The 20,137-nt window shown below is 70.2% G+C and carries 17 protein-coding genes and 1 pseudogene; 8 read left to right on the top strand and 10 right to left on the bottom strand.

What is annotated here, in order from left to right; all coding sequences use genetic code 11:
* Positions 1-32 precede the first annotated feature (32 nt).
* Entirely contained in the window at positions 33-1,223 is a 1,191-nt protein-coding gene (locus tag ACLQ26_RS22780; protein WP_425746353.1) for an MFS transporter, read from the bottom strand.
* Positions 1,224-1,303: 80 nt separating this feature from the next.
* Positions 1,304-1,795, bottom strand: a complete 492-nt coding sequence (locus ACLQ26_RS22775) for a MarR family winged helix-turn-helix transcriptional regulator (RefSeq protein WP_425746352.1) — start codon at positions 1,793-1,795, stop codon at positions 1,304-1,306.
* A 102-nt stretch (positions 1,796-1,897) separates the two neighbouring features.
* Here ACLQ26_RS22775 and ACLQ26_RS22770 point away from each other — a divergent pair, with 102 nt between their 5' ends.
* From ACLQ26_RS22770 to ACLQ26_RS22755, 4 genes and pseudogenes are all read left to right on the top strand, one after another.
* Positions 1,898-2,947, top strand: coding sequence for an LLM class flavin-dependent oxidoreductase (locus ACLQ26_RS22770; protein WP_425746351.1), 1,050 nt, complete (start codon positions 1,898-1,900; stop codon positions 2,945-2,947).
* Entirely contained in the window at positions 2,940-3,971 is a 1,032-nt protein-coding gene (locus ACLQ26_RS22765) for an LLM class flavin-dependent oxidoreductase (RefSeq protein ID WP_425746350.1), read from the top strand. The genes ACLQ26_RS22770 and ACLQ26_RS22765 overlap by 8 nt, the downstream gene beginning before the upstream one ends.
* Positions 3,972-4,001: 30 nt before the next feature.
* A complete protein-coding gene (locus ACLQ26_RS22760; protein ID WP_425746349.1) occupies positions 4,002-4,709 on the top strand; it encodes an NADPH-dependent F420 reductase in 708 nt (235 codons plus the stop codon).
* Between the two features lie 121 nt (positions 4,710-4,830).
* Positions 4,831-5,440: pseudogene (locus tag ACLQ26_RS22755) on the top strand (transposase).
* 18 nt (positions 5,441-5,458) lie between these two features.
* On the opposite strand, the gene ACLQ26_RS22750 reads toward ACLQ26_RS22755, so the two are convergent.
* The 5 genes from ACLQ26_RS22750 to ACLQ26_RS22730 all read right to left on the bottom strand — a co-directional run bounded on the left by ACLQ26_RS22750 (position 5,459) and on the right by ACLQ26_RS22730 (position 10,161).
* Positions 5,459-5,941: a GNAT family N-acetyltransferase gene (locus ACLQ26_RS22750; protein WP_425746348.1), complete on the bottom strand. Its 483-nt coding sequence runs from the start codon at positions 5,939-5,941 to the stop codon at positions 5,459-5,461.
* Between the two features lie 274 nt (positions 5,942-6,215).
* Positions 6,216-6,872, bottom strand: coding sequence for a tetratricopeptide repeat protein (locus ACLQ26_RS22745; RefSeq protein ID WP_425746347.1), 657 nt, complete (start codon positions 6,870-6,872; stop codon positions 6,216-6,218).
* An 87-nt stretch (positions 6,873-6,959) separates the two neighbouring features.
* On the bottom strand, positions 6,960-7,718 hold the full coding sequence (locus tag ACLQ26_RS22740; protein WP_425746346.1) for a GNAT family N-acetyltransferase: 759 nt from the start codon (positions 7,716-7,718) through the stop codon (positions 6,960-6,962).
* A 92-nt stretch (positions 7,719-7,810) separates the two neighbouring features.
* On the bottom strand, positions 7,811-8,500 hold the full coding sequence (locus tag ACLQ26_RS22735; protein ID WP_425746345.1) for a TMEM175 family protein: 690 nt from the start codon (positions 8,498-8,500) through the stop codon (positions 7,811-7,813).
* A 122-nt stretch (positions 8,501-8,622) separates the two neighbouring features.
* Positions 8,623-10,161, bottom strand: a complete 1,539-nt coding sequence (locus tag ACLQ26_RS22730; RefSeq protein ID WP_425746344.1) for a pectate lyase family protein — start codon at positions 10,159-10,161, stop codon at positions 8,623-8,625.
* A gap of 768 nt (positions 10,162-10,929) precedes the next feature.
* On the opposite strand from ACLQ26_RS22730, the gene ACLQ26_RS22725 reads away from it, so the two are divergent.
* Together ACLQ26_RS22725 and ACLQ26_RS22720 are read left to right on the top strand one after the other, a co-directional pair.
* Entirely contained in the window at positions 10,930-12,678 is a 1,749-nt protein-coding gene (locus ACLQ26_RS22725) for a cellulose binding domain-containing protein (protein WP_425746343.1), read from the top strand.
* A gap of 173 nt (positions 12,679-12,851) precedes the next feature.
* Complete coding sequence (locus ACLQ26_RS22720) at positions 12,852-13,787, top strand: hypothetical protein (RefSeq protein ID WP_425746342.1); 936 nt, start codon at positions 12,852-12,854, stop codon at positions 13,785-13,787.
* A 43-nt stretch (positions 13,788-13,830) separates the two neighbouring features.
* On the opposite strand, the gene ACLQ26_RS22715 is transcribed toward ACLQ26_RS22720, so the two are convergent.
* The 3 genes from ACLQ26_RS22715 to ACLQ26_RS22705 all read right to left on the bottom strand — a co-directional run bounded on the left by ACLQ26_RS22715 (position 13,831) and on the right by ACLQ26_RS22705 (position 18,395).
* On the bottom strand, positions 13,831-14,916 hold the full coding sequence (locus tag ACLQ26_RS22715; RefSeq protein ID WP_425746341.1) for a glycosyltransferase family 2 protein: 1,086 nt from the start codon (positions 14,914-14,916) through the stop codon (positions 13,831-13,833).
* Between the two features lie 57 nt (positions 14,917-14,973).
* Positions 14,974-16,758, bottom strand: a complete 1,785-nt coding sequence (locus ACLQ26_RS22710; RefSeq protein ID WP_425746340.1) for a hypothetical protein — start codon at positions 16,756-16,758, stop codon at positions 14,974-14,976.
* Between the two features lie 170 nt (positions 16,759-16,928).
* Positions 16,929-18,395, bottom strand: coding sequence for an endo-1,4-beta-xylanase (locus tag ACLQ26_RS22705; protein ID WP_425746339.1), 1,467 nt, complete (start codon positions 18,393-18,395; stop codon positions 16,929-16,931).
* Positions 18,396-18,970: 575 nt separating this feature from the next.
* Between ACLQ26_RS22705 and ACLQ26_RS22700 the strand changes: the two genes are divergently transcribed.
* Both ACLQ26_RS22700 and ACLQ26_RS22695 read left to right on the top strand, forming a co-directional pair.
* Positions 18,971-19,786 (top strand): hypothetical protein, encoded by an 816-nt coding sequence (locus ACLQ26_RS22700; protein WP_425746338.1) that lies wholly within the window; start codon positions 18,971-18,973, stop codon positions 19,784-19,786.
* 13 nt (positions 19,787-19,799) lie between these two features.
* Positions 19,800-20,081: a hypothetical protein gene (locus ACLQ26_RS22695; protein ID WP_425746337.1), complete on the top strand. Its 282-nt coding sequence runs from the start codon at positions 19,800-19,802 to the stop codon at positions 20,079-20,081.
* The last annotated feature ends 56 nt before the right edge of the window (positions 20,082-20,137 follow it).

The following is a 20,137-nucleotide window of genomic DNA, read 5'->3' as shown; positions in this document are numbered from 1 at the left end:
CCACTCCGGCGTCGGGTGCGGCGTTTCCGGCATCAGCGGGGTGCCGCCCTCGTCGCCCTGCGCACCCCGAACAGGGCGACGAGGGCGAGGAGGATGACGGCGACGGAGTACTCGTCGGCGGTGCGCGGCAGGCCGCCGGCGTAGACCACGAGGAAGCCGGCGATCACGGTGGGAAGGCCGAAGCCGACGTAGCAGACGACGTAGAGCAGCGACAGCACGCTCGCGCGTTCGTGCGCCTCGACCAGCGGCATGATCGTCTTGAGGCTGCCCTGGAATCCCCCGCCGAAACCGACTCCGCCGAGCGCGAGGCCGACGAAGAATCCGGGCACGGACTCGGCCATCACCGACACCACCGTGACGACCATGCCCAGGATGAGGGCGACGATCCCGGTCAGGATCACGGTCCGTGCCGCCGTGTTGCGCAGCACCAGGACGGCGACCGACCCGAAGAGGGCGAAGACGAAGAGGACCAGACCGGCGACCACGATCGACGTGTCCATGAGGCTGCGCACGAGCGCCGGGCCGAGCGCTCCGAAGAAGCCGGCCAGCGCCCAGACCGCGAACAGCACCGGAACGACGACAAGCACCGGCCCGCGTACGGAGCTGGGCAGCCTGACCTCCGGCCGCAGGCTCCGTCGGGCGCCCGCCATCGGCGTGACCGTCTCCGGCATCAGGGCGACCCCGACGGCCTGGATCAGCAGGATCACGATGAGGACGACGTACACCAGCCTCGTCGGCGCTGGCAGGTATCGGATGAGCAACGCCGAGAGCAGCGCGCCGCTGCCGGTGCCGAGACCGGGGGCGATCGAGTTCGCCAGGGTGCCGCGCGCACGGTCGATGTCGAGCATGGCCGCGCCGACGGCACCCGTGGCGGCACCGGCCGCGAGCCCCTGCACGAGGCGGGCGGCCAGCAACGCGGGTACGCCGTTGGCGAGGACGAAGACCACAAGCGCGAGGATCTGTACGGCGATGGCGACAGCCAGGACCGGACGCCTGCCGACATGGTCGGACAACCTGCCGAAGATGAGCAGCGAGGCCAGCACCGCGAGCGCGTAGACCGCGAACACCAGGGTGGTCGTGACAGGCGAGAAGTTCCAGCGCTCCTGGTAGATCCCGTAGAGCGGGGTCGGCGCCGCCGACGCGGCCAGGAACGACACGAGGATCGACGCGAGCAGCACCAGGGAGACGGTCGGTGGCAGTCGTGTCCGCCCCGCGATCGACATGTCGGTGCTCCTCGGGTGCGCGGCTGGCGTGTGGCGCCGCAGCCGCGTACCCGCTGTGCCGCGTCGCATGCCGACCCGGCCTACTCCTCCGGGCGCGGTCCGAGGTGCTTGCGCAGGGCCGCCGCGATGTCGCCGGCCGCGCGGAGCTGATCCGGTGCGAGGGCGTCGACGAACAGCTCGCGGATGGCGCGCAGGTGCGGATAGGTCGCCTGCGCGAACGACTCCGCCCCGCTCGGCGTGAGGTGCACCTCCGCCCCACGGGGCACTGTCGCGCACTCCTCGCGACGAATGAGCCCGCGCCGCTCCATCCGCCCCAGGTGGTGCGAGAGCCGGCTCCGTTCCCAGCCGATGTGTGCGGCCAGGGCGGACGAGCGCATCCGCTGGCCCGGCGCCTCGGTGAGGGCGAGCAGGACGGCGTAGTCCCCCGACGAGAGGGAAGAGTCGAGCTGGAGGCGTGCCGCGACCCGGGAGGTGAGCACCTCCGTCGTCTCGACGAAGTCCCGCCAGATCCGCAGTTCCTCCGCAGTCGGCAACTGGCGGCCCCTCCGCCGCTCGGGTGTGGCGCTCGCCATGCGATTCTCCCGGGAATTGACGCGTCAATCAGCAGGTTAGCATGATTGACACGTCAACCGAGCTTCCGAGTGGTTGACGGCGAGGATCGCCGAGGAGGAGAGATGACGGCGGAAGGCTTCGAACTGGGGCTCAACTCGTTCGGCGAGGTGGCCACCCAGGGCGACCGGGCGCTGAGCGACGCCGAGACCGTACGACTGCTCGTGGACGAGGCCCGGCTCGCGGAGTCGGTCGGGCTCGACGTGTTCAGCCTGGGCGAGCACTACCGGGAGGGCCACAACGACTCGGCCACACCCGTCCTGCTCGCGGCGATCGCGACGGCGACCGAGCGGATCCGCCTCGGCACCTCGGTCACGGTGCTCAGCACGAACGATCCGGTACGGCTCTACCACGAGTTCGCCACCCTCGACGCGGTGAGCAACGGCCGCGCCCAACTGGTCCTCGGTCGGGCATCGGCCACCGAGTCGTTCCCGCTGTTCGGCTACGACCTGGCGGACTACGAGCGGTTGTTCGAGGAGAAGCTGGACCTTTTCCTACGGCTCCAGCGCGAGGAGACGGTCACCTGGTCCGGAACGACCCGCAGTCCCCTGGTCGCCCAGCGACTGCATCCACGAATGCGGCCGGGCGGAATTCCGACCTGGATCGGCGTCGGCGGGAGCCCCAACTCGGTGGTCCGCGCCGCCCGTTACGGGCTACCCCTCATGCTCGCGATCATCGGGGGGCGTCCCCAGCGGTTCGCCGGCCACGTCGACCTCTACCACCAGGCGCTCGAACAGTTCGGGCAGCCGACGCAACCGGTCGGTCAGCACTCGCTCGGGCTCGTCGCGGACACCGACGAGGAGGCGGTGGAGACCTGGTGGCGGTACTGGCAGCCGACCGTGGCGCGGCTCGCCGAGGAGCGCGGCTTCTACAAACCGGACCGCGCGCGCTACGAGGCCGAAATCGACCACGGGGCGCTGTTCGTCGGCTCACCGGAGACGGTCGCCCGCAAGATCGCCAAGATGGCCCGCGACCTGCGGCTGAATCGGTTCGACCTGAAGTACGACATCATGCACCTGCCTCGCGAGGCACGGGCGCGCACCATCGAGCTGCTGGGCAGCGAGGTCGCGCCGCGGGTCCGGGAGCTGTTGGCGAAGGAGCCCACCAATGTCTGATCTCGTGTTCGGCCTCGACACCTTCGGTGACGTGCCGGAGGACGACTCCGGCAAGCCCGTGTCGCACGCCGCCGCGATTCGGCAGGTCGTCGACGAGGCGGTACTGGCCGACGACCTCGGCGTCGACGTCATCGCCCTCGGCGAGCACCACCGTCCGGAGTACTCGGTGTCGACGCCGGAGACGGTGCTGGCGGGCATCGCCACCCGCACCTCGCGGATCCGACTGTCCTCCGGCGTGACGGTGCTGAGCTCGGACGACCCGATCCGGGTGTTCCAGCGTTTCGCCACTGTCGACGCCCTGTCACACGGCCGGGCCGAGGTCATCCTCGGCCGGGGCTCGTTCACCGAGTCCTTCCCCCTGTTCGGCTACGACCTGGCCGACTACGACGTGCTGTTCGAGGAGCGGATCGAGCTGTTCGCGAAGCTGCTCGACGAGCAGCCGGTCACCTGGAGCGGCACCACCCGCGCGCCGCTCAAGGACGCCGACGTCTTCCCCAAGACGGAGTCGGGGCACCTCACCACCTGGGTGGGCGTGGGCGGCTCACCTCAGTCGGTGGTGCGCACCGCCCGGTACGGCCTGCCGCTCATGCTCGCCATCATCGGCGGCGCTCCCGAGCGTTTCGCGCCCTACATCGACCTCTACCGCCGGGCGGCCGACCAGCTCGGCACCACCGCGCACCCCGTCGGGATGCACTCACCCGGCTTCGTCGCCGACACCGACGAGGAGGCCAAGGAGCTGTTCTGGCCGCACTACCGGGTCATGCGAGACCGGATCGGCGCGCTGCGGGGCTGGCCACCGATCCGCCGTACGGAGTTCGACTCCGAGGTCGAACACGGCTCGCTCTACATCGGCTCGCCCGAGACGGTCGCCCGCCGGATCGCGGAGGCCATCCGCAGCGTGGACGTCGGCCGGTTCGACCTCATCTACACCGCCGGCGCGCAGCCGGTGAGCGCCCGGATGCGCGCCGTGGAGCTGTACGGCTCCCGGGTGATCCCCATGGTCCGTGACATCCTGGCCGGCTGACCCGCCGGCCGCCACACTGGAAAGGACGACATGTTCGACAGCGCCACCGACCCACCCCGGACCCTCGCCATCCTCGGCGCCGGCAAGGTGGGCACCGTACTCGCCCGGCTCGCGCTCGCCGCCGGCTACCGGGTGTTCGTCGCCGGCTCCGGTGACCCGGCGAAGATCGCGCTGACCATCGAGGTGCTCACGCCCGGGGCGGTGGCGACCACCGCCACCGACGCCGTGGCCGACGCCGACATCGTCATCCTCGCCCTCCCGCTGGGCAAGTACCGGGCGCTCCCCGCCGAGGCGCTGCGCGGCAAGCTCGTCGTCGACGCGATGAACTACTGGTGGGAGGTGGACGGCATCCGCGACGACCTGACCGACCCGCGCACCTCGTCCAGTGAGATCGTCCAGGCGTTCCTGTCCGGCTCGCGGGTCGTCAAGGCGTTCAACCACATGGGTTACCACGACCTTGAGGACGAGGCGCGGCCGTCCGGCGCGGCCGGCCGCAAGGCCATCGCGATCGCCGGTGACGACGAGACGGACCTCGCCCCGGTCGCGTCCCTGGTGGACGCCCTCGGCTTCGACCCGGTCGTCGCCGGCCCCCTGGCCGAGGGGGTACGACTCGAACCGGGCAGCGAATTGTTCGGCGCGAATGTGAGCGCCGACGAGGTGCGGGCGATGCTCGACCGCTTTCCCGCATCGGAGCGGGGCCGAGCCGTCGCCGCCGCGCGTGCCGGCACGAGCGATTAGGGCGTGTATCAAAGTCGGCTCAGTGATGAAGTCTCGGCGCGTTGTTGATCGATAGACGGCGAGGTCTCCGGTAGATGGTCTGTCGACCAAGACGAATCATCAGCACGGAGACCTCGTGGCCATGGCCACTGTAGCGGTGACGAGGCGGCACGACCTGACCGACGCACAGTGGGCGGTGCTGGAGCCGCTGCTGCCCACCGTGAGCAGGCCGGATCGGCCGCCGTCGTGGACGAAGCGGCAGCTCATTGATGGGATCCGGTGGCGGGTGCGGGCCGGCGCACCGTGGCGGGACATCCCGGACTGTTATGGCTCGTGGGCGGCGTATGCGTTGTTTCGCCGCTGCAGCGGGATGGGACCTGGGCGCGGATCCTGACCACGTTGCAGGGCCTGGCTCTCGTGGCGGGCTGACCACCAAGCTGCACCTGGGGTGTGAACAGGCCCAGAAACCGCTGTCCGTTGTACTGACCGCCGGGCATCGTGGGGACAGTCCGCAGTTCACGGCCGTGCTGGACGGTATCCGGGTGCCCCGGCCCGGTGGTGGCCGGCCCCGCACCCGCCCCGACCGGGTCTTGGCCGACAAGGCGTACACGTCGAAAGCCAACCGCCGCTACCTACGCCGACGCGGGATCAACCGGCGCAAACGTAACCGCTCCGTCGCAACTCGGTTCGACAAACTCGCCGTGCGCTACGAAGCCACCGTCCAAATCGCCGCCATCAACGAATGGCTGTAACCGGCTCTGATAGAGATCCTAGCCGGTCAGCTCGAGCAGGAACTGCAGGCTGGGGCGCTCGCCCAACGTGGTCTCGCCGAGGAGTCTGAAACCGTTGCGCAGCAGCACCTTGCGGGAGGTGTGGTTATCCACGGCGGTGCCGGCTCGTAGGCGCTTGAGGCCGTACACGGCGCCTGCCAGCACACAGACGCGCCCGACGGCTTCGGTGGCCAGGCCACGCCCGGCGAAGTCGCGGCCGACGCGGTAGCCGATCTCCGCCTCGCCATCGCTGATGCAGACAAGGTTGACCCGGCCGGCGACTGTCCCATCGTCGGTCAGCAGGAGGTGGAACAGATCGGTGCCCTCGGCCTGCATCCGCAGCAGCGCAGTGTGACGGGCGGGGTAGTCGGCGAAGAAGCCGTCGCCCCGGTCGGGGATCACCGCCGCGAAGTACTCGCGGTTGACTGTTTCGAATTCGAGGACAGCATCCAGATGCGCGGCGGTCAACTGCTGCAGGTGCACGCCCCAACCCTAGCCGGCCCTCACCGGCCCTGGCCCGCGCCGACCGCCGGAACGAAGTGATGCCGCCGCGACCAGGGCCGCGAAGAACACGGTGAAGGAAGCGACGAGCCCTCGATCGCCGTTGGCTGCCGGCATGTCGATGTGCTGTTGAGCGGTATACCGCAGAGGTATGAATATGACTCTGAGGTATACCGCTCACAACAGCATCCGCCCCCCGCGGAGGTCACCGACGGTCACCGCCGGCCGCCCGCCACTGCACCCCTGACCGGATGTCTCAGTCGTCGAACGCCGTACGGGGATCGAGACGCTGGCCCCGCTCGTGCTCGCTCGCGAAACCGGCCGAACCGAGCGCCTCGGTCGCGGCGTCCCGCACGGCGGCCAGGTCGGCCGCGTCGTCCGGGTCCGGCACCTGACCGAGCGCCGCGAACGCCGCGTCGGCGAGGCCGACCATGCGCGCCGCCCGCGCGTGATCACTCTCGGCCGAGGCGACGGCCGCGCCGGCCACACAGACGTACGGCACGAAATCGTCCCAGCCCTGGAGGAACACCCGGGCACGGCTGACCCCGAACAACCTCCTCGCCTCGGCGAGGTTGCCGAGACCCAGCTCGCAGAAGGCCAGGTTGTGCGTCTCCGAGTTGACGATCTCCGGTTGGCCCAGAGCCTCGTTCAGCGCGATGCTCTCCCGGTACAGGTCCCGCGCCCGCACCAGGTCACCGGCCATCCGCGCCACCGCGGCCAACACGTGCCTCGGCCGTTCCTCCAACGCGCGATCACCGGAGCGCACCGCGACGTCGAGTGCCTCCCGGGCCCGCGTCTCACCGAGCGGCAGATCGCCCCCACGAATCGCCACCCGGGCCAGGCTGTACCGGGCCTCCACCTCGCCCGCCGCATCCCCGACCGTCCGGGCCCGCTCGATCTCGGCAGTGCTCATCCGCACCACCGTGTCGGTCTCACCACGCCGGAAGGCCGAACGGACGTCGTCACTGAAGCTCACGGCCGCCCCCGCCCCCGCCCACCGTCAGGCATGGAAGGCGGTCCAGTTCTCCAGGAGGCGGAAGCCCATCGACTCGTACAGCGGCCGGCCGAGCGCGCTGGACTGCAGGTACGCCGCGTCCGCGCCGGCCGCGACGCCGTCGCGCAGCACCTCCTCGGTGAGCACGCGACCCAGACCGCGACCCCGCGCACCCGGGACGACGGCGATGTTGAACACGCCGACCACACCACGCGTCCACATGCCGAGCCCGGTGCCGACCGGTTGACCGGCCTCCTCGCACAGGTAACCGACGATGCGCTCGGCGTCGAGCACATCGCCGCCCATCAGCGATCCGAACAGGCCGTCCGGGACCTCGAATCCGCTGGTGAGGACGTCCGTGTACCGATCACTCTCGGCCGCGCCGACCCGCCGCACCAGCTCACGCCGGGCCGGGTCGGCACGGAAGACCAACTCGTCCGCCGTGCAGCCCAGCAGCGGCAGCTCACTGCGTTCCCGGAGCCCGTACCGGCCGGCGAGATCGGCAACCGCGCCGTCCGCCGCTGCCCGGGTCATGACCGACCACACAGGCACCTGCCGGCCCACCTCGGCCGCCAGCTCGTCCAGCGACTCCAGATCCGGCTCCGGCGACAGGTCGTACGCGACGTTCAACGTCGCCGCGCCCGCGTGGGTCACCGCACCGCGGGCAGTGCCCCGCTTCGCGTACCAACCCTTCGGAGTCGCCCCGCACAGATCCTCGATGGCGTCGTCGTACGCCGCGGCCATCCGATCGGCGATGGTGTTCATGGTCCTCCCCCGGACGATCTCCACCGAAGCCAGAAAGATAGCCGCAGCGGCGTGACCTGCGCGAATCGAGGTCCGGCGGAGCGCCGGGTGGATCAGCGCGGATGGGCGTTCCGCCTGCGCCACCACAGCCCGTGGCGGAGGCCCTGACTGGTGGCACCGTGAAAAATGATCATCACGACCACGCCGATCAGGCCGAGCAGTGGGGTCACCAACCAGCCGAGCACCCCGGTCAGCCCGTAGAGGACCAGGCCGACGATCGGACGAGCCTCCTGCACCCGGACCTGCTCCTGGTCGACGGTGTCGGCACGCAACGCCGGGTGGCGGCGCACGTAGGCGAAGAGCACCCACCAGGGCGCGGACATCAGCGATGCGGCGAACGCGTACAGGACGACAGCCACGCGCAGGTCGTCGGTGTTGCCGTCGGCCAGCGCCGACGCCAGGACGGCAGTCGGGAACGGGATGATCACCACGCCGAAGAGGATGGCGAGATTGATCGAGCTGAAGGCGGGCGTGGTGCCCCGGACCAGCTGGAGCACCGCGTGATGGTTCAGCCAGAGGACGCCGACGTAGATGAACGAGACCACGAAGGCCAGATAGGACGGGCCCTCCCCGAGGAGCCCCTCGGCCAACCCACCCTCGTGGAACTCCGGGACCCGCAGATCCAACACCAGCAGCGTGATGACGATGGCGAACACACCGTCGCTGAATGCCGCCAGACGACCCGCGTCGGTCACCGCAGGACCGCCATCGCCCGCCTGGATACCCTCTTGAGCTGCGGACATTGCCGTACGCTAACAGCCGGCGAACCGCTCGCGAGCACGATTGCCGCGACCCGTGCGGGCGTCCTTCGTAGACCGACGCGTCGGGCGGGAGCGGCCCTCGCCGCCCCCGCCCATCCCGGTCGTCAGGAGGCGTACGTCTCGAACTCGCCGACCCGCGGCGCACCGCTCGAGCTGTTGATCTTGAAGGTGATCTTGCTCAGTGCCGTCGCGGAGAAGGTGATCGCGCCCGCGCCGCTGCCGGAGGCCAGGACGGCGCCCGTGTCATGGTTGACGAGCTGCCAGGAGCCGATGGAGCCCTGGGTCCCGGAGGGCTCCCGGATGATCACCCGGGACACTCGGGTGGCGGACCCCCACTTGATCGAGATGGACCCGGTCGACCCGACCGGTGACCACCAGGTGCTGTTGTCGCCGTCGCGCACGTTGCCGTAACTGGTCCCGCTGGCCTTGCTGGAGCCGTCGGCGCCGGCGCCCAGACTGAGGTTGGTCCCACTGGTCGGCGGAGGCGTGGTGGGTGGCGCGGTGGTCGCCGGCGGCGTGGTCGGCGACGGCGTCTGCGGCGAGCAACTGCCGTCGGACACCCGCAGGCCGGTGTTGGCGCCCGCCGTCTGACGAACGACGTCCGGCACGCAGCTCGCGGCGTCGAGGCGGTACGCGTACGGGGTGTTGACGGTGGTGGTGGACGTCGGGTTGGGGCCGGCGGGGTAGTTCTCGCTGCCGGCGCTGGACCAGGTGACGTTGTCGAACGTGTTGCCGCTGACCTGCCAGTACCCGCGCTCGTTGGTGTAGAAGGTGCCCAGGACGTCCTTCGAGTTACGGAAGTAGTTGTTCTCCACCTTGGCCCGTGCGCCGGCCCGGGAGTTGATACCGGACTCGTGCAGGCTCACGTAGTGGTTGTTGTAGATGTGGGCGACGCCGCCGCGCAGCAGGGGCGCGCGCGAGTCGATGTTCTCGTACAGGTTGTGGTGGAAGGTGACGAACCCGTTGGAGAGGTCGCTCTCGCTGGACCCGATGAGGCCGCCCCGCCCGGAGTTGCGCAGGATGCTGTACGACAGGGTCACGTACTGGGTGTTGTCCTTCATGTCGAAGAGGCCGTCGTAGCCCTCCGACTCCCCGCCGGACGCCTCCAGGGTGACGTGATCGACCCAGACGTTGCGCACCGTGCTCTCCATGCCGATGGCGTCTCCACCGTTGGAGGTCGGCGAACCCGACTTCTTGACGTTCCGGACCGTCACGTTCTGAATGATGATGTTGCTGGAGTCGCGGAGGTGGATGCCCAACTGGTCGAAGACCGCCCCGCTGCCGACCCCGATGATGGTGACGTTGCTGATCTGCTTGAGCTCGATCACGCCGTCGGCGGTGTTGCAGCTGGATCCGGACACCTTGCTGGTGTTGCCGTGGTTGATCGTCCCGGTGACCTCGATGGTGATCGGGGTGCTGCTGCTGGCGCGCCCGCAGAGCGCGGCGTGGATCGCGGTGCCCGTGCTGGCCCGTACCGTCGCCCCGCCCGCGCCGCCGGTTGTTCCGCCGTTCTGGGTGGCGTAGCCGGTGGCGGCGCCGGCCGCCGCCGACGCGTGCGGGGTGGACAGTGTCACCCCGATCGCGATCCCGACAGCGGCCGTGGCCACCGCCGCCTGAAGTCGCAGTGCGACTCGTCGTCTCATCTCGCGTCTCCTTCGTCATCGTTCTTCGATGTGCCGACGGCAGCGGCGATCGACGCGCCGACCGTCCTCGGGGATGCGAGTCGGTCGATCACTGCGCATTGACGGCAACCAATTGCCTGCTAATCGCCGAAACCTTCGTCGCCCTGGCGTGTGCGGCGAACCCGCTGGCCAAGCGGCACGTCCACCGGGGGCGTATCCCGACACGCGCCGCCCGGCTCGGGGGAAGAAACATCGACGTAACGCAATCGTAGGAAAGCGGTTTCCCTTTCGGCAAGGGTTAGCGTTTGCAGGTTTTTTGCAGACGTCGGCCACGCGAGGGGCCGCCGTTCCGGGTCAGCACACCGCCTCAACACGTTCACCCGGCCGCGAAGCCAGCCGAACCGGTGCCGCCGACGACGTGCCGCGCATCGTCCGAGCGGTCGGGCAACCCGCGAGGCATTGACAGGCACCACTCGACGAAATAAATTCCGGGCAACGAGAAACTGTTTCGTGCGCTCGCCGTGCGGCACTCACCCGCGAGCCTGCGAATGAGCAGCGAGGCCGGGCCGATCCATGGGCCGGCCGGCAGAGGAGGGTGCCGCAGTCCCGCCGGGCCCGTTCGCCGCACCATCGCCGTCATGCCGCCGCTCCCGCATCCGCGACCGGCGACACGCGGCTCGGTCCGGTGCCGACGTCCCGGTCGCCACACCGGCGCTCCCCCGGTGATCCCTCGCCCTTGATGAGGGCTGGCGGTCGACGGCCGCCACCACCACCACAGGAGAAGTCCGAATGAGAAAACGAAGAGTGACAAACGCCGCCCTGGTGTCGGCCGGCGCCGTCCTACTGGCATCGACGGCTGTCGCCCTGGCCGCACCGGCCGGAGCCGCCGCCGCGGGTTGTTCGGTGAACTACGCCGTGTCGTCGCAGTGGCAGGGTGGCTTCGGTGCGAACGTCACCATCACCAATCTCGGCGACGCGGTCAGCAACTGGACGCTCACCTGGTCCTACAGCGCCGGCCAGACGGTCACGCAGGCGTGGAACACGACACTGACCCAGAGCGGCGCCGCGGTCACCGCCAAGAACGTCAGCTACAACGGGGCCATCCCCACCAACGGCACGGCGTCGTTCGGGTTCAACGGCTCGTGGACGGGCAGCAACCCCGATCCGGCCAGCTTCGCGCTGAACGGTGTGACCTGCACCGGCGACACGACGCCGACCACGCCGCCGCCCACCACGCCGCCACCGACGACACCGCCACCGACGACGCCACCCCCGACCACGCCGCCCCCCACCACCCCGCCGCCCACCGGGCCGGCGGACATCACGGTGAACGGCGCCACCCGGTACCAGACGATCGACGGGTTCGGGGCCGCGCAGTCCATCTGGGGCAGCGCCTGGTCGACGACCGACACCCAGACGCTTGTCGGGATGGGCCCCAACCAGCTCGGTCTGTCCATCGTGCGCACCGGCCTCTCGCCGGTGTCCAGCGAATGGGCGACCCACGTGAGCTCGTTGCAGACGGCGAAGTCGTACGGGTCGAACGTCAAGATCCTCGCCTCGCCCTGGACGGCGCCGGCCGCGTGGAAGACCAACAACAGTCGAACCGGCGGCGGCAAGCTGAAGACCGACTACTACGACGACTACGCGAACCATCTGAACAGCTACGTCCAGTACATGCGCGGCCAGGGCGTCACCATCGACGTCACATCGGTGCAGAACGAGCCGGACTGGCACCCGGACTACGACTCGATGGACTGGAGCGGCACCGAGCTGCGCACCTTCGTCCGCGACCAGGGCACGAAGGTGCAGAACAGCAAGCTGATGGTCGCCGAGGCGGTCAACCTGAACTATGGCTACACCGACCCGACCCTGAACGACGCGACCGCCCGGAACAACATCGGCTACATCGGCGGCCACCTGTACGGCACCGAGGACTCGGGCCGGCTGAAGCCATACCCGTTGGCCCAGCAGTACAACAAGCCCGTGTGGATGACCGAGTGGAACTACCACGAGGCGGACGGCAGCGGCTCCAACATCTGGGGCAACCCCGCCAACCAGGCCGTCTGGAACGAGACGCTCGACGACATCATGCGTACGGTGCACAAGTCGATGGAGGCCAACTGGAGCGCCTACATCTGGTGGTACGGCAAGCGCTACTACTCCTTCATCGGCGACGGCGAGGCGGCCTACGGCACCACGGCGGGCGCTCCGCTCAAGCGCGGGTACGCGTTCTCGCAGTACGCGAAGTACGTGCGGCCCGGCTACCAGCGTGTCGCGCTGACCAAGAGTTCCAAGGCCTCGCCGCTGGAGGTGACCGCCTACCAGGGTGACGGGAAGATCACGCTGGTGATCCTCAACCGGTCGAACAGCGCGGTCAACAACGCCGTGATCCAGGCGCCGCAGAACGTCAGCAAGGCCGAGTACTACCTCACCTCCCAGAACGCCAACGCGGCCAGCCAGCCGACGAGCGTGAACGGAGGACAGGCCACCATCAACGTCGGCGCCCGCAGCATCTCCACAGTCGTTTTCACTCTCTGACCGTGTCGGCGGGGCGTGGGGGTGTGCGCGATCGTGCCCACCCCCACGCCTCACTCCCGTACGGCGGGACGGTCGGAGGATCAAGATCGATTGCCGCGGCTCCCTCCCGACGGGGAGCGACCTCCCCGACCGGAGGGGACCGCTCCCGCCCGGACCCCGCGAGGATCGGACGCATGACGATGCCTCCAGCGATCTCGCGCGACAACGGTCACGAGCTGACCTACGCCGTCCTCGGTTGGGCCGTGGTCTACGGCGGTCTACGTGTGGCGTGGACGGTCGGCGAGGCGCCGGACTTCCCGCCGCTCGGGTCCGACCTGCTCGGTTTCACCGGCTGGTGGTCGGTGGGCCTGTGCCTGGCCACCGGCGCGGCGGCGGTGGCGGTGGCCCGGGCGACAACCTGGCGGCCGGTACTGGCGGGATTCGCGTGGACCCTCGGCGGGGCGCTTGTCGCGGCGGCCGCGATCCTGCTGCCGGAACTGGTGAGCCTCCTGCTGTTCGCTCCCGGCCCGTCGTTCGACCCGGTGGCGTTCGCGAGCCGGCTCGGCTGCGTCACCGGAGCGGCCCTGCTCGGCCTGGCCACCGCCCGCTACCAGCGGCGCACCCGGGGCGACTGTCCGGACTGCTGCCGCACCATCCCACCCGGTCGACGGCGCTCGGTACCGGCGCCGTGGGCACGCTGGGCCGCGTACGTCGCGGTGGCCGGCCTCGTGACCCGGTTCGCGGCCCAGGTCGTGGTGGACCCCGACGGCCTCGCGGGGGACGCCTCGATGATCGGGTTGGAGATCGGACTCGTGCTGGCCGGAGCGCTGTTGCCGCTGGCGCTGGTGCGGCACTGGGGTGAGGTCTGGCCGGGGTGGGTGCCGCTGCTCGCCGGCCGCACGATCCCCCGACGGTTGTTGCTGGTGCCCGGCTTCGGGCTCGGGGCGGGCATCGTGGCCTACTTCGGCATGGGGCTGACGCAGGTGGCATCGGGATCGGAGAGCGAGTTCTCCGACGTGTTCCTCTGGGTGGCCATGTCGGCGTACCTCCTCCTGGGACTCGGCCTGCTCGCCGCGTCGGCCGACTACCACCTGCGCACCCGCGGCGCGTGCCGCTCCTGCGGTCGCTGACCGAGGCCACTATGGTCATCGCCCGACACCCGCCGGCCCGGTGTCAGCTCGGGTCGCGGTCGTTGACTCCTCGTCGGCGGGGCGCCGAGGGCCGGCGGAAGGGCTCCTCGCGGGCCGGTACCGTCCGCTGGCCCCGGACCGTCGCGCGCGGCGCGGGTGGGACCGGCAGCCGCGGCGACGCCTCGCCGGTCTCCGCGACCAGGTGCTCGGTCTCCTGCACCAGATAGTGCGGTCGCCGCTTGGTCTCGTAGTAGATCCGGCCGATGTACTCCCCGATCACACCCAGGATCGTCATCTGGATGCCGCCGAGCCCGATAACGCTGACGATGATTGTGGTGTAGCCGGGGACGTCGATGCCCTTCTCGACGGCGTCCGCGACCACCCAGGCCATGTAGACAAGTGCGATGAGGGTGAGGAACATTCCACCGTAGATCGCCAGGCGCAGTGGCCTGTTGTTGAACGACAGCAGGCCGTCGAACGCGTAGTTGAAGAGCTTGCCGAACGTCCACCTGCTCCGCCCCGACTGCCGGGTCTCGTTGGGGTGGGCCACCACCGCCGTCCGGAAGCCGATCCAGGAGAACAATCCCTTGGAGAACCGGTTGTATTCCGGCATCGCCAGGATCGCGTCCACGGCGAGGCGGGACAGCAGACGAAAGTCGCCCGCCCCGTCCTGCAGGCGCACGTCGATCCACCAATTGATCATGCGGTAGAAGGACCGCGAGGCGACCATCCGTACGAACCGGTCACCCCGCCGGTCCCGGCGGGCGATCACCTGGTCGAAGCCCTGCTGGTACAGCAGCACCATCTCGGGCAGCAGACGCGGCGGATGCTGCAGGTCGGCGTCCATGATGACGACCGCGTCGCCGGTGGCCCGCTGCAACCCGGCGAGCATCGCCGCCTCCTTGCCGAAGTTACGGCTCAGCGACGTGTAGCAGACGGTGGGGTCGGCGGCGGCGAGCCGGCGCAGCGCCGCGAGGGTGCCGTCCTCGCTGCCGTCGTCGACATACACCACCTCGACGTCCACGTCGGGCAGCTCGGCGAGGGCGGCGCACACGGTCTCGTGCAACCGCTCCACCGACTCTTCCTCGTTGAAGCAGGGCACCACGACTGACAATCGCACGGTCGTCACCCCACCCGCCCCGTACGCGGGCAGCCGCCGATGCCGGCCGACCCGGCGCCGGCGCGGTCAGAGGTGGTATACGAGCGTGCCATCGAGATCCTCCCGGGTGATGCCCAGCCCGTCGACGGGCCGGGCCGCGATGCCGTCCCACGGCGTCCCGGCTGCGCGGCTCGGCACGACCACCACCGACCGCACGCCTATCCCCCGCAGGTACGCCACGCTGCCCGCATCGGGGAACGACGCCACAGCCGTCCGCGTCTGCGCCTGGCTCACCGGCTCGAACCCGGCCAGACCGTTTGTCACCCGGGGGAACCCGTCGGTCGTCCACAACATGTACGTCAGATCGCCCAGGCCGCCGGCCGGCAGCACCAGGATCGGGTCCTGCACAGTGCTCATCGCGGCCGGTGGCTGCGGCACCGTCGGGTGGGGTGTCCGGTTGACGCCCTCCAGGGTGACCACTGTCAACGGCACCAGCAGGACCAACGGCGTGAGGATCCGCGTCCACTGGCGGGGTGTGGACTCGCGCAGCGATTCGGCCAACGCCGTCACCGCTCCGGCGGCCAGCACCGCCAGCAGCAGGCTCGTCCAGTGCATCATCCGCCCGGGGGTACGCAACGCGTCCCAACCCGGCAGGAGCGTGGACAGGGTCAGGTAGCCCGGGTCGCCGTCACCGCCGAGGGTGGCGCCCAGGCCCAGCAGCACCGTGCCGAGCACCCCGAGCCCCAGCGCGACGCGGTGCCGGACGGGATACGCCGAGAGGAACAGCCCCGCGGCGGCCAGCCCGATCAGCATCATGCCCGGCAGCAGCGCCATCTCCGGCGGCCAGGACAGCTGTTCGCGTGCGGCGGCGTGCCGCTCGCCCCACAACCACGAATCCCCAGGCGCGGTGACGAAGCCGATCAACGGAGGCGAGAACATCTTCGTCCAGTCCAACGTCCGCTCGGCCTGCGGGTTGAGGTCGACAACCCGCAGGTAGACCATGCCCAGCAGCAGCGTCACCGCGCCGAACGCGCCCCCACCGAGCAGGTCGGCCAGCAGCAGCCGCCGGCCGAACGGCGGGCGCTCCCGCCGTCGCCACCAGGACCAGCCGTAGCAGCCCGCCGCCACCAGGACAGCGGCCAGCAGGAAGTACACGAGCGGCAGGCCGATGCCGAAGCCGAGGCTGACCTGCCAGGCGGCGACCAGCCAACCGGCCAACGCCCAGCCGGGCCGTCGCAGCTCCGGCCGGTACCCGTGACGCAGCGACCAGCCGTGACCACGGGCCAGCATGGCCAGGGACAACGCGATTCCGGCGCTCGACAGGATGTTCAGGTGCCCGGAGTGCGCCAACCGCCAGGGCGCGTACGCCCACGCGATCCCGGCGACCGCGCTGCCCCACCGGTTCGCGCCGAGTTGCCGCGCCAGGGCGTACGCCCCGAGGGACGCCAACGCGTGCAGCAGCACGTAGAGCACGTTGTACCGGATCACAGCGGCCCCGAAGCCGGAGCCGAGCATCCCGATCGGCGCGTAGCCGAGCAGGGTGTCGCTGTAGGCGTAGGTGTACTTCTCGGGGTAGAACGTGTTGGAGTTCCAGAGGTCGGCCGGGCTGCTGAGCAGAGCGTGCCCCGACCAGGCGACCTGCCACGCCTGCAACAGCGGGTCACCCAGGTCGCCGGGGATCGTGCTCGCCGGATGCCGCAGTGTCGGCCAGGTCAGCACCGCCGCCACCAGCAGGCTCGCCAGCACCGCCACCGTCCATTCCGAACGGGCCCAGCGCCATCGACCCCAGTCGGCCGGTGGCCGGTCGTCGGAGGTCGGCTCGGGTGGCACGTTCTCCGTGGTCGGTGGCGGGGTGGCGGACCGGATAATCATGAAATAGATGCTCTCCAATAGTGCTGGTCTTGTCCATCCGCTGTCCGAAACGTGGAGGCGCAGGCACCGGGTTCAACGGCCGCGTACCAACGGGCGTCACGGTCAGCGGCGACGGTGGCGCGGACGAGGTGCGTCCGCGCCACCGCGCTGCCGGTCAGTGGGTCAGGAGGCTACCCGACACGGACCAGTTGCCACTGCTGGTTGGTGCCGCCCCAGTCGGCGTACTGCACGACGTTGCCGCCGTCGGCGGTGGACGAGCCCTGCACCTCGACGGCCTTGCCGCTGTTGCGGTTGAGCAGGCGCTGGTAGCCACCGGAGGACTCGGCGAGCCGGAACTGCTGGTTGGTGCCGTTGGCGTCGCTCCACTGCACGACCGGCGCGGAGTCGGCGGTGGAGCGGTTGGCGACGTCCAGCACCTTGCCGGAGTTGCGGGACTTCAGCCGGTAGTAGCCGCCGCCGGAGTCCACGAACTGCCACTGCTGCCACGCTCCGTCGTTACGGGCCCACTGGTCGATGCGCGCGCCGTCGGTGGTCGACCGCTCGTACACGTCGAGCGCCTTGCCGCTGTTGCGGTTCACCAGGACGTACCAGGCGGTGGTGTCCACCCCAGTGCCCGGCGGGGGCGTGGTGGGGTTGGTGCTGCCCCCGTTGAGGGCGTTGAGGACGGAGGTGTACGCCGCCTTCTTGTTGCCCGACCCATCGAACAGCAGGGCGTTGTCGCTACCGCGCCACGAGTCGCTGTCCCGGACGCCCCAGGTGGTGATGCCGGTGCAGCGTGCGACGGCCATGCAGGCCCGGGTGACCGCGCCGTAGATGTTGGCCTGGTTGGAGCCGGTCATCACGTCCAGTTCGGTGATCTGCACGTCGACGCCGAGGTCGGCGAAGCGCTGCAGGTTGGCCTGGTAGTCACCGGCCAACGTGGTGCCCAGGTGGGACTGGAAGCCGACGCAGTCGATCGGGACGCCGCGGGACTTGAAGTCGCGCACCATGTTGTAGATGCCCGTGGACTTCGCGTTGATCCCGTCGGTGTTGTAGTCGTTGTAGCAGAGCTTCGCGCCCGGGTCGGCGGCGCGGGCGGCGCGGAACGCCGCCTCGATCCAGTCGTTGCCGGTGCGCTGCAGGTTGGAGTCGCGACGTCCGCCGCTGCCACCGTCGGCGAACGCCTCGTTCACCACGTCCCAGGCGTAGATCTTGCCCCGGAAGTGGGTGGCGACCTGGGTGACGTGGTTGATCGCGGCGTTGCGCAGCGCCGTGCCGGACATGCCCTGCGCCCACGGCGGCTGCTGGGCATGCCACAACAGCGCGTGCCCCCGCACGCTCATGCCGTTGGCCTGCGCGTGACTGACAAGGCGGTCACCACCGGTGTAGCTGAACTGACCCTGGGACCGCTCGGTGGCGTCCCACTTCATCTCGTTCTCGGGGGTGACGCTGTTGAACTCGCTGTTGAGGATGCCGGTGTACTGGCTGTTGGAGAGCTTGCCCGTCGCGACGGCGGCACCGAAGTAGCGGCCCTTCTCGGCCGCCGACGCCCGCAACGTCGTTCCGGCGCTGGCCATGGGCGCCAGCGCCACAGTCATACCCGCGGTCAGTGCGACAGCGAGGGTCGCCGTCGCCAGCAGAGCTTTCTTGGGTCTCATGTCGTTCCTTTTCAGTGGTTGCATCGGTGGGGTGATGTGCCACGTCACTCAGGACGAACTGGCCCCGGCCGCTGGTGCCGGTGTGAGCCAAGGAATCCGGGACGGTCATCCTGGGCACCTCGCACCGGCACACGCGGCCTGGCCGGCGCTCGCCGGTAACCACGCGAGTCCTGAACGACGTCCGCTGCCCGGGGACGCCGTGCTTCTTCGAGGCGCGACCGCGGGACTCGCCCGGTGAGCCACCGACGCCGCCGACCTCTGCATCGAGAGTGAGCGATAACATGCTGTTCGTCAAGACGTAACGAGCCGGCCACATAGGCACCGGACCGAATCGGTTCGCGTTGCCCGGCTCATCGTTACCTGTCGACGTCCGCGCCGAAACGGGTCGATGATCCATCCCCTCTCGACGCGCTGAGCGCACCGGGCGGAGGTCTTGTTATCGCTCACAGTCCAGGTCACCTACCCCGCGTACCGCAGAGGGTGCGGAGCGGCGTCCAGCCGGGCCGACGTGCCGGCCCGCGACAGGTGTAGCGCGAGGTGCCCGGGGGCAACAGTCCGCGCATGGGTGGGAGCGCGTGAGGCGGCCGGAGCGGCGTCCGCCGCCGGTCGCGCTCAGCGCGGCGGCGTTCGGGGCGGCAGCGCTGGGTGCGGCGGCGCTCGGTGCCGCCCTGGGCGCGGAGCCCGCGTACGCCGGCCCGTCGCCGTCGCCGTCGCCGTCGACCGGCTCACCGACGGCCGACGCCACCGCACCGGGGATCGTCGGGTCGCTGCTGCACGACGTGGTCGAGAGGCCCCTGGGCGTCGACCTGCCCCTGCCGACCGCGATCCCCCTGCCGGTGCCGACGACCCTTCCGCTACCGCTGCCGACGGCAGTTCCCCTGCCCCTGCCCACGGCCACAGCCGCACCGAAGCCGTCGGCCGAACCATCGACAGCCGCGCCAACTCGGCCGCCCCGTGCGCGACAGTCGTCTCCGCGGCCCACCGCGCCCGTCCCGTCCACCGCGGACTCGCCGGCCGCACGCCCCACCTCGCCACCATCGCAGACCCAGCTGACGGCGAGGGCGTCCCGCGCCGGCCTCCCCGCCACCGGTCGCGCGCCGGCTCGAACGCCTGTCACGATGACCGCTCCGCCGCCGACGCCGCCCCCTCCCGCCGGGCCCCTCCCCGGTCGACCGGCGCTGGCGCCGGCACACGTGTCCGCCTCCGCCGGCGCCGGCGTCGGCGGGCTCGACCAGGCGTCGTCGGCGACCGACGGGCCACCGCGTGCCGCACCGCTGCACCGGGGGCGCGCCGTCGTCCCCTTCGACAGCCACGCCGCCAGTCGGCCCGTGGAGCGGGGTCCCCCGCCGCCACGGCAGCTCCTGATCTTTCATCCGCGTCCACTGCGTTGATCAGGAGAGAATCATGGAACTGGCCGTCATCTGGGTACCCGCCGACATCGAGCCGTCCGAGCACGCCATCGCGATGTGCCTTCACCACCTCCGCCGACATGACTACCGGTTGAACGGGATCATGCGGGCGTCGTGGGAGAGGGTCGAGCAGAAGATGGTCGACGGGGAGGTGGACGTCGTCGTGATCGCCGACCCCGCCCATCTTCCGCCGGACCGGTCGCCCCGGATCGAGGTGGCCGCACCGGAGTCGAACGCCGACGAGGCCCGACCGGTGCCCGGCACACAGCTCGGCTGAACCGACGAAGCGCCCCGTCCAGATCTGGACGGGGCGCTTCGTCGAGCCCGGCGGGC

Origin of the sequence: Micromonospora sp. DT43, assembly GCF_049841645.1 — a bacterium.
In the GTDB taxonomy this organism is placed as follows: Bacteria; Actinomycetota; Actinomycetes; order Mycobacteriales; family Micromonosporaceae; genus Micromonospora.
Note: the sequence above shows the minus strand (reverse complement) of the source record. Positions and strands in the feature narration are given on the sequence as shown.